Origin of the sequence: Streptomyces sp. PH10-H1 (genome assembly GCF_030063355.1) — a bacterium.
Lineage (GTDB): Bacteria > Actinomycetota > Actinomycetes > Streptomycetales > Streptomycetaceae > Actinacidiphila.
Window position 1 is genome coordinate 1 of sequence record NZ_JASISZ010000145.1, and the last position, 8125, is coordinate 8125.

Genomic DNA, 8125 nt, shown 5'->3' on the forward strand with positions numbered 1-8125 from the left:
GTCCGCCCGTCGTCCAAACCCTCACCAGACCGCAACGGGCTACCCAACGTCACCATGGAAGAAACCATCGAAACCCATGCGCTCAGGCGTCTGACCAGCAGCGTTGCACTAACTCACCGGCATTGGCTGGTGAGGGCTGGTTCTCGGTGCGCGGCCTGTTGCGCGAACACCGGATCCGCACCGAATACCTGGTATCCGTACGGTGTGCGGGCGGCGTCGCACCCCGAGTCGTCCTGCGCGATGCCTTCGGCACCCGCGCCGCCTTCGACCCGAGAGTACTCAGTGCCAACCCCCTGCTGTGGCACCTGCTCGAATCCGGAGCCCGTCGCTCCCTCGCCTCTGAACTGCTGATCTCCGGAGCGCCCGCGCTGCAAGCGCTGGCCGACGCCGTCGACGGCGAAGAAACGCGCAAGATCATGAGCGCATCCGGCCTGGAGTGATCCCGTACCTGAGATCCTGATTCAGGAGTCCTCCGTGAGCCGGAAGCGGAGCCGGCAGATCACCGCGTCCGTGTCCCGGCGGACGGCGTGGGCGACGACCGCGCCGCGCTGGTTCTGCAACAGACGCTGCCAGACGTGTGCGGGTTCCGCCTCCGGGATCAGCACCGTCACCCGTATGCCTGGCTGCCGGTCGGACAGCTGCCGTACGTAGTCCACGATCGGGCGGCCGAGCGAGCGGGTAGGAGCGGGTAGCTCCACGAGGTCGACGCCGGGCTGCCACAACTCCCAGTCACGGCGCAGCAGTTCGGCGGTGATCCGGCCCTCGGCGTCCGGCTGGACCACGGTCACGGCCATGACCTCGTCGCCGAGCGACACGGCGGCGGTCAGCGCCTCGCTGGTCAGCCGGGACAGGTTCGAGACCGGTACGACGACCACGGAGTGGCAGCGGCGCGGCGGCTCGGGAACCCGGCCCAGTCCCATGCTCCGGCCGATCCGCCCGTACGCGCGGTGGACCGCCTCGAACGCCGCCACCAGCAGCGGCAGTGCGAGGACGATCAGCCACGCGCCGTCCTGGAATTTGGTCGCGGTCACCACGACCGCGGAGACACCGGTCAGGACGGCGCCGAACCCGTTCAGTGCGGCCTTGCCGCGCCAGCCCGCCGAACGCTCCTCTCGCCAGTGCCGCACCATGCCGACCTGGCAGATGGTGAAGCCGACGAAGACGCCGATCGCGAAGAGCGGCACCAGGGTGTTGGTGTCACCGCCGGAGAACACCAGGAGCGCGGCGGAGACCGTGGCCAGTGCGAGCACCCCGTGCCGGTGGACCTGGCGGTCGGCCTTGAGGCCGAAGACATGCGGGAGATAGTTGTCGCGTGCGAGCAGACCCATGAGGACGGGCAGCCCGCCGAAGGAGGTGTTCGCGGCGAGCGCCAGCAGTAGGACCGTCGCGAACTGAACCACGTAGAAAGCCCAGTTGTGGCCGAGTGAGGCATCCGCGAGCTGGGCGAGAACGGTGACGCCCTCCACCGGCTGCAGATGGAAGCGGCCGATGAGCACCGACAGGCCGATCAGCATCACACCCAGCAGCGCGCCGAGCGTCACCTCAGTGCGCTGCGCTCGCCGCGCGCCCGGGGCACGGAAGGAGGGAACGGCGTTTGCGACGGCCTCGACGCCGGTCAGAGCCGAACAGCCGGAGGCGAATGCCTTCAGCAGGAGCAGCGCCCCGACAGCGGTGGCGTTGGAGGCCAGTACGGACGTATGGCCGTGCGAGGCGGAGGTGCTCACAGGCGCGTCCCGGAACAGGCCGACCACGATGATCACCAGGATCGAGCCGACGAACACGGCGGTGGGGACGATGAACGCCCTGGCCGACTCCACGATGCCGCGCAGATTGACCGCGGTGACCAGGACCAGCACCCCGAGACAGAGCCACACCCGGTCGCCGTACAGGGCGGGAAAGGCCGAGGTGAGCGCCGCGACGCCGGCGGTGACGGACACCGCGACGTTCAGTACGTAGTCCAGGACGAGGGATGCGGCGGTGACCAGGCTGGTGCGGCGGCCGAGATGCCTCTTGGCCACCGCGTACGATCCGCCGCCGTCGGGGAACGCGGCGATGACCTGCCGGTAGGAGGCCACCAGCACGGCGAGGAGGGCGGCGATCGCGAGCGTCACGGGCAGCGTGAAGCCCAGGCCGTGCGCCCCCGCGGCGGCCAGGACCAGAACGATCGCCTCCGGCCCGTACGCGACCGACGCCATCGCGTCCAGGGACAGCGCCGCCAGACCCTGGGTGGCGGTGAGCCGGTGCCGCTCGTCGCGGTCGGCCTCCGCCGCCGTGCCGAGGGGGCGGTCGTCGGTATCGGGCGGCTCCTCCCGCTGCCCGGCCCGTCCCGCGTCCGCCGGACTCTGCTGCTTGGACATGATCGTCATCTCTCGTCGTACCTCCCTGACGTGCGTACTCATCGTGGGGGTGGATTCGTACGCTCATGTGAGGCTTGGCGCTGTCTTGGCGGCGATCCGCTGGATCTTCACGCGTTCTTAGCGGGCTTCCCGGAGGTCTGGCGCCTGCCGGCGGCCGAGCCGGGCCCGGACCGGGTATCGAAGCCTGCCCGACGGGCATCGGATGGCCGCCGCATCAAGATCGCGCATGGTGGAGCGCAAAATTCATCAGGGATGCATCAACGAACGGTCCTGGTCTGCGTATCGGCGATTTGCTGCACATGCCGGGATCGTCCGGTGCCGCGCCCGATCTCCCCACAGCACGGCCGATTCCATTCCGTCTTGGGGTAAATCCCGCATGTCCTTCCTGGCGCCCGAATAGGCCCGCTCACGATTACATGCTTGACCGCACGCATCTACATTATGCACATAGGTGCGTGCGGTGTCACAAGCTGTCGAGAGTGGCGGTATGACTTCCGAGGCGACGCGACGCCAATACGTCGACGCGATCGCCGATCTGCGCCCCCCGGGCAGGTGACTGCCCGTCCGGAGCCCGCGGATCGACGAAGCTCATCGCGGTACTCCTCTCGGAAACGGCCTCGAGGGATCATCGCAAGAACCGCTGGACCCGCTCTGGACAAAGACTTGTGCCCTGATGCGTTCGGCCGCAGTTTCAATGGCTCGTCATGTCGGCAGCCCGGCCTGTCGGAGGGCCGAAGGACCCTCCCCCAAGTGGCCAGGTCGCCGCATGCCCCTCGGTGGACAGCCGCGCTCAGTCGGCGGAAGACGCGCGGTGACGGTCTCCGCCTTCGAGGGGGCTCAGATCTGCCAGGACGCCCCGGCCGGTGTCTCCTGGGAGCCGTGTTCCGACCAGCCGGCCAGGCCGGTCCGGCGGCGGCGTTGGGCGGGGCGGCGGCGGGCGCCGTCCGCGCCTGACCACTCGTCCGCCTGCTGCGCGGCCTGCACCATGCCCCAGAGGACTCCGGGGTTGGCGAACGCGCAGGAGGGCATCGTGCCGGGCGGGAAGCTCACCCCGTGCGAGGTCTCCAGCCGGGCGATGAGCTGCATCATCCCCATCGAGTCGAGGCCGTAGTCCGACAGCGGTGTGCCGGGCAGCAGTTCCTCGCCCTGTTTCAGCAGGGGGAGGCTGGTCCTGAGTACTTCGTCGAACGCCGTGTCCCACGGCACCGTCGTCATCCTTGCCGCCCTCCCCGCTCCGGGGCTCCGATGGTTGGGAGGGCCAGCGTCGGCGCTCCCGCTCGAGGAAATATGGAGGGCGGCTGCACCTGCCGCACCGTCTCCGCCGCCCTCCGCGTCATCGCCCGGCCGCCCGCCAGGAGCCGGCGCACTGGTAGCCGTAGCCCTGCCGCCATTCGGCGCGGGACGGTTCCGACACCGGTGCGGGTACGTGGGCGCGTGTCGTCAGGCTCGCCAGGACCACGGCCAGGGCGGCGAGTTCCTCCTGGCCGATGTCGCCGCGCTCTACCACCCATCCCCCTCCCCCGCTCATACCGGCGGGTTTCCGTGCTTGCGGGCCGGCAGGACCTGCTGCTTGGAGCGCAGCATCTCCAGGGAGCGGGCCAGGGTGCGCCGGGTCCAGCGCGGGTCGATGACATCGTCGACCAGGCCGCGCTCCGCGGCGTAGTACGGGTGCATCAGTTCGTCCCGGTACTCCTCGACCAGTTCGCGCCGGGTGCTCTCCGGGTCCGGCGACGCGGCGATCTGGCGGCGGAACACCACGTTCGCGGCGCCCTCCGCCCCCATCACCGCGATCTCGTTGCTCGGCCAGGCGAAGGAGAGGTCGGCGCCGATGGACCGCGAGTCCATGACGATGTACGCGCCTCCGTACGCCTTGCGCACGATCACCTGGATGCGCGGGACGGTCGCGTTGCAGTACGCGTACAGCAGTTTGGCGCCGTGCCGGATGATGCCGCCGTGCTCCTGGTCCTTGCCGGGCAGGAAGCCCGGCACATCGACCAGGGTGATCAGCGGGATGTTGAAGGCGTCGCAGGTCTGCACGAACCTGGCCGCCTTTTCCGACGCGTGGATGTCCAGCACGCCGGCCAGTGAGGCCGGCTGGTTGGCGACGATCCCGACGACATTGCCGCCGATCCGGGCCAGCGCGCACACCACGTTGGTCGCCCAGCGCTCATGGACCTCGAACAGGTCGCCGTCGTCGACGATCTCCTCGATGACGGCCCGCATGTCGTACGCCTGCGCCGGATCGGCCGGTACGAGATCGACCAGGACGTCGTTGGGCCGGTCGACGGGGTCGTCGCAGGGCCAGACCGGCGGCAGCTCGCGGTTGTTGGCCGGCAGCAGCGAGAGCAGGAACCTGACCTCCTCCAGGCACTCGTCCTCGTTGTCGTAGGCGAACGCCGCGACACCGGAGGTCGCCGCGTGGGTGTCGGCTCCGCCGAGCACTTCCTGGGTCACCTGCTCGCCGGTGACCGCGTGCACCACATCGGGCCCCGTGATGAACATCTGCGAGGTCCCGCGCACCATGAACACGAAGTCGGTGAGCGCCGGTGAGTAGGCGGCGCCGCCCGCGCACGGGCCGAGCATCACGCTGATCTGCGGGATCACCCCGGAGGCCCGGGTGTTGCGTGAGAAGATCCCGCCGTAGCCGGCCAGCGCGGTGACGCCCTCCTGGATCCGGGCGCCCGCACCGTCGTTGAGGCTGACCAGCGGGGCGCCCGACGACTCGGCGAGATCCATCAGCTTGTGGATCTTCTCGGCATGGGCCTCGCCGAGCGCTCCGCCGAAGATCCGGAAGTCGTGCGCGTAGGCGAAGACGGTGCGGCCGTGCACCTTTCCCCAGCCCGTCACCACCCCGTCGGTGTAGGGCCGGCGAGCCTCCAGGCCGAACCCCGTCGCGCGGTGCCTGCGGAAGGGCTCGACCTCGTTGAAGGTGTCCTCGTCGAAGAGCAGTTCCAGCCGCTCTCGGGCGGTGAGCTTCCCGCGGTCGTGCTGATTGCGGGTGGCCTGCTCGCTGGGTCCCGCCTCCGCCTGCGCCTTGCGGCTTTCCAGTTCGGCGATCCGGCCGAGCATGTCCGCGGGCACCGGCCCGGACGGACGGGCGACGGGGGTCTGGGCCGGGTCCGGGTTCGGTGACGAGGGCGGCATGGTGACCGGTGGAGCACCGGTGATCTGTCGTTCCAGCTCGAAGATGCTCATGGTTTCCTTGTCGGTTCGCCGGACTGCGCCGATGGTTCAGTAGCGGTAGTGGTCCGCCTTGTACGGACCCTCGACCGGCACCCCGATGTAGGCGGCTTGCTCCGGGCGCAGGGTGGTGAGTTTGACGCCGAGGGCGTCGAGGTGGAGACGGGCGACCTTCTCGTCCAGGTGCTTGGGGAGCACGTAGACGCCGGTGGGATACTCGCTCTGCTTGGTGAACAACTCGATCTGCGCCAGCGTCTGGTCGGCGAAGGAGTTGGACATCACGAACGAGGGGTGCCCGGTGGCGTTGCCGAGGTTCAGCAGCCGGCCCTCGGACAGCATGATCAGGACCTTGCCGTCGGGGAACGTCCAGGTGTGGACCTGCGGCTTGATCTCGTCCTTGACGATGCCCGGGATGTTCGCCAGGCCCGCGATGTCGATCTCGTTGTCGAAGTGGCCGATGTTGCCGACGATCGCCTGGTGCTTCATCTTGGCCATGTCCTGGGAGAGGATGATGTCCTTGTTCCCGGTGGTGGTGATGAAGATGTCGCCGTCGGCGACCACGTCCTCCAGGGTCGCGACCTGGTAGCCGTCCATCGCGGCCTGCAGGGCGCAGATCGGGTCGATCTCGGTGATGATCACGCGGGCGCCCTGGCCGCGCAGCGACTCCGCACAGCCCTTGCCGACATCGCCGTAGCCCAGGACGACGGCGACCTTGCCGCCGATGAGGACGTCGGTGGCGCGGTTGATGCCGTCGATCAGCGAGTGGCGGCAGCCGTACTTGTTGTCGAACTTCGACTTGGTGACCGCGTCATTGACGTTGATGGCAGGGAACAGCAGGCCCCCGGCCTGGTGCATCTCATACAGGCGGTGGACGCCGGTGGTGGTCTCCTCGGTGACGCCGCGGATCTCCGAGGCGACCTGGGTCCACTTCTGGGCGTCCTCGCCGAGGGTGCGGCGCAGGAGCTTGAGGATGTAGCCGTACTCCTCGGAGTCGGCGCAGGTGGTGGCCGGGACGGCTCCGGCTTTCTCGAACTCGACGCCCTTGTGCACCAGGAGCGTGGCGTCGCCGCCGTCGTCCAGGATCATGTTCGGGCCGCCGGTGGGGGTGTTCGGCCAGGTCAGCGCCTGCTCCGTGCACCACCAGTACTCCTCTAGCGTCTCGCCTTTCCAGGCGTAGACGGGAGTGCCCTGCGGGTCCTCGGGCGTGCCGTTCGGGCCGACCGCGATGGCGGCTGCGGCGTGGTCCTGGGTGGAGAAGATGTTGCAGGACGCCCAGCGGACGTCGGCACCGAGCGCGACCAGCGTCTCGATGAGGACCGCGGTCTGGATCGTCATGTGCAGCGAACCGGTGACCCGCGCGCCGGCCAGCGGCTGCGTGGCGGCGTACTCGGCACGGATCGACATCAGGCCGGGCATCTCGTGCTCGGCCAGCGTGATCTCCTTGCGGCCGTACGCGGCCAGGGAGAGGTCCGCGACCTTGAAATCAGCGGCGGTGAGGGACGGCATCTGCGCTCCTAATATTCCGGTGGATCTCCAAGGCGGCGGTGGACCGATTCAGAGTGATGTAGTGAAGTCCCGGGGCACCGGCGTCGAGCAGGCGCTGGGCCAGCGCGGTCGCGTGGTCCACGCCGATCCGGTGGGCGACGTCCGGGTCGTGTTCGACCGCCGCCAGCTGCGCGGCCAGGTCCGCCGGGAACGTCGCGTTGCTCAGTTCGGCGAAGCGCCGGATCTGGCGGACGTCGGTGGCGGGCATGATCTCCGGGATGATCGGCAGATCGCAGCCCGCGGCGGCCACCCGGTCCCGGAGCCTGAAGTAGTCCTCGGCCCGGAAGAACATCTGGGTGATGGCGTAATCGGCGCCGGCCCGCGCCTTGGCGACGAAGTGCCGCACCTCGGTCTCCCAGTCGGGCGAGCGGGGGTGGCGCTCGGGGAAGGCCGCGACGCCGATGCTGAAGTTCCCCGACCCCTTGACCAGAGCGACCAGTTCCCGCGCGTAGTTGAGCCCGTCCGGGTGCGGCACCCACGCGCCGCGCGGGTCGCCCGGGGGGTCACCGCGCAGCGCGAGCACATCGCGGACACCGGCGTCGGCGTACTGCCCGATGATGCGCCGCAGCTCGGCGACCGAGTGGCCGACCGCGGTGAGGTGGGCCACCGGGCGCAGATTCGTCTGCGCGGCGATCCGCTGGGTGACGTCGATGGTGCGGGCTCGGGACGAGCCTCCGGCGCCGTAAGTGACGGAGACGAAGGTGGGCGCCACGGCCTCGATCCGGCGGATCGTGTCCCACAAGGAGCGGTCTCCCACGTCCGTTTTGGGCGGGAAGAACTCGAAGGAGAAGGACCGGGTTCCTGTGGCCAGGATCTCGCGCAGGGTGCTCATGAGGGGCCTCCATGAGCGTTGAAGTAGCCGGCTTGGGGGTGGTGGATGATGATCGCGTCGGTGGACTGCTCGGGGTGCAGCTGAAACTCCTCGGAGAGGATGACGCCGATGCGTTCCGGCTTGAGCAGGTCCATGATCTTGGTGCGGTCCTCCAGGTCCGGGCAGGCCGGATACCCCAGCGAGTAGCGGCAGCCCTGGTACTCGGTACGGA

The 8125-nt window shown here is 69.2% G+C and carries 8 protein-coding genes; 1 reads left to right on the plus strand and 7 read right to left on the minus strand.

Annotated features, from left to right (window positions below; all coding sequences use genetic code 11):
* Window positions 1-122: 122 nt before the first annotated feature.
* Window positions 123-440: a hypothetical protein gene (locus QMK24_RS40045; protein WP_283471828.1), complete on the plus strand. Its 318-nt coding sequence runs from the start codon at window positions 123-125 to the stop codon at window positions 438-440.
* A gap of 21 nt (window positions 441-461) precedes the next feature.
* On the opposite strand, the gene QMK24_RS40050 is transcribed toward QMK24_RS40045, so the two are convergent.
* From QMK24_RS40050 to QMK24_RS40080, 7 genes are all read right to left on the minus strand, one after another.
* Entirely contained in the window at window positions 462-2366 is a 1905-nt protein-coding gene (locus QMK24_RS40050) for an APC family permease (protein ID WP_283471829.1), read from the minus strand.
* A gap of 828 nt (window positions 2367-3194) precedes the next feature.
* Window positions 3195-3572: an acyl carrier protein gene (locus QMK24_RS40055; RefSeq protein ID WP_283471830.1), complete on the minus strand. Its 378-nt coding sequence runs from the start codon at window positions 3570-3572 to the stop codon at window positions 3195-3197.
* Between the two features lie 118 nt (window positions 3573-3690).
* Entirely contained in the window at window positions 3691-3864 is a 174-nt protein-coding gene (locus QMK24_RS40060; RefSeq protein ID WP_283471831.1) for an acyl-CoA carboxylase epsilon subunit, read from the minus strand.
* Between the two features lie 17 nt (window positions 3865-3881).
* Window positions 3882-5426, minus strand: a complete 1545-nt coding sequence (locus QMK24_RS40065) for an acyl-CoA carboxylase subunit beta (RefSeq protein WP_283471835.1) — start codon at window positions 5424-5426, stop codon at window positions 3882-3884.
* Window positions 5427-5588: 162 nt separating this feature from the next.
* On the minus strand, window positions 5589-7043 hold the full coding sequence (ahcY, locus tag QMK24_RS40070) for an adenosylhomocysteinase (RefSeq protein WP_283471832.1): 1455 nt from the start codon (window positions 7041-7043) through the stop codon (window positions 5589-5591).
* Window positions 7021-7914 carry a methylenetetrahydrofolate reductase [NAD(P)H] gene (gene metF / locus QMK24_RS40075; protein WP_283471833.1) on the minus strand — a complete coding sequence of 298 codons (894 nt, stop codon included), beginning with the start codon at window positions 7912-7914 and terminating at the stop codon, window positions 7021-7023. The genes ahcY and metF overlap by 23 nt, the downstream gene beginning before the upstream one ends.
* A partial coding sequence (locus QMK24_RS40080) for a vitamin B12 dependent-methionine synthase activation domain-containing protein (RefSeq protein ID WP_283471834.1) occupies window positions 7911-8125 on the minus strand: 215 nt, incomplete at its 5' end. The genes metF and QMK24_RS40080, both read right to left, overlap by 4 nt.

Bases quoted from the DNA above. Each gene is read 5' to 3' on its own strand.
- QMK24_RS40050 (WP_283471829.1), bottom strand. From the start codon at position 2,366: ATGACGATCATGTCCAAGCAGCAGAGTCCGGCGGACGCGGGACGGGCC.
- ahcY (WP_283471832.1), bottom strand. From the start codon at position 7,043: ATGCCGTCCCTCACCGCCGCTGATTTCAAGGTCGCGGACCTCTCCCTG.
- metF (WP_283471833.1), bottom strand. From the start codon at position 7,914: ATGAGCACCCTGCGCGAGATCCTGGCCACAGGAACCCGGTCCTTCTCC.
- QMK24_RS40065 (WP_283471835.1), bottom strand. From the start codon at position 5,426: ATGCTCGGCCGGATCGCCGAACTGGAAAGCCGCAAGGCGCAGGCGGAG.
- QMK24_RS40055 (WP_283471830.1), bottom strand. From the start codon at position 3,572: ATGACGACGGTGCCGTGGGACACGGCGTTCGACGAAGTACTCAGGACC.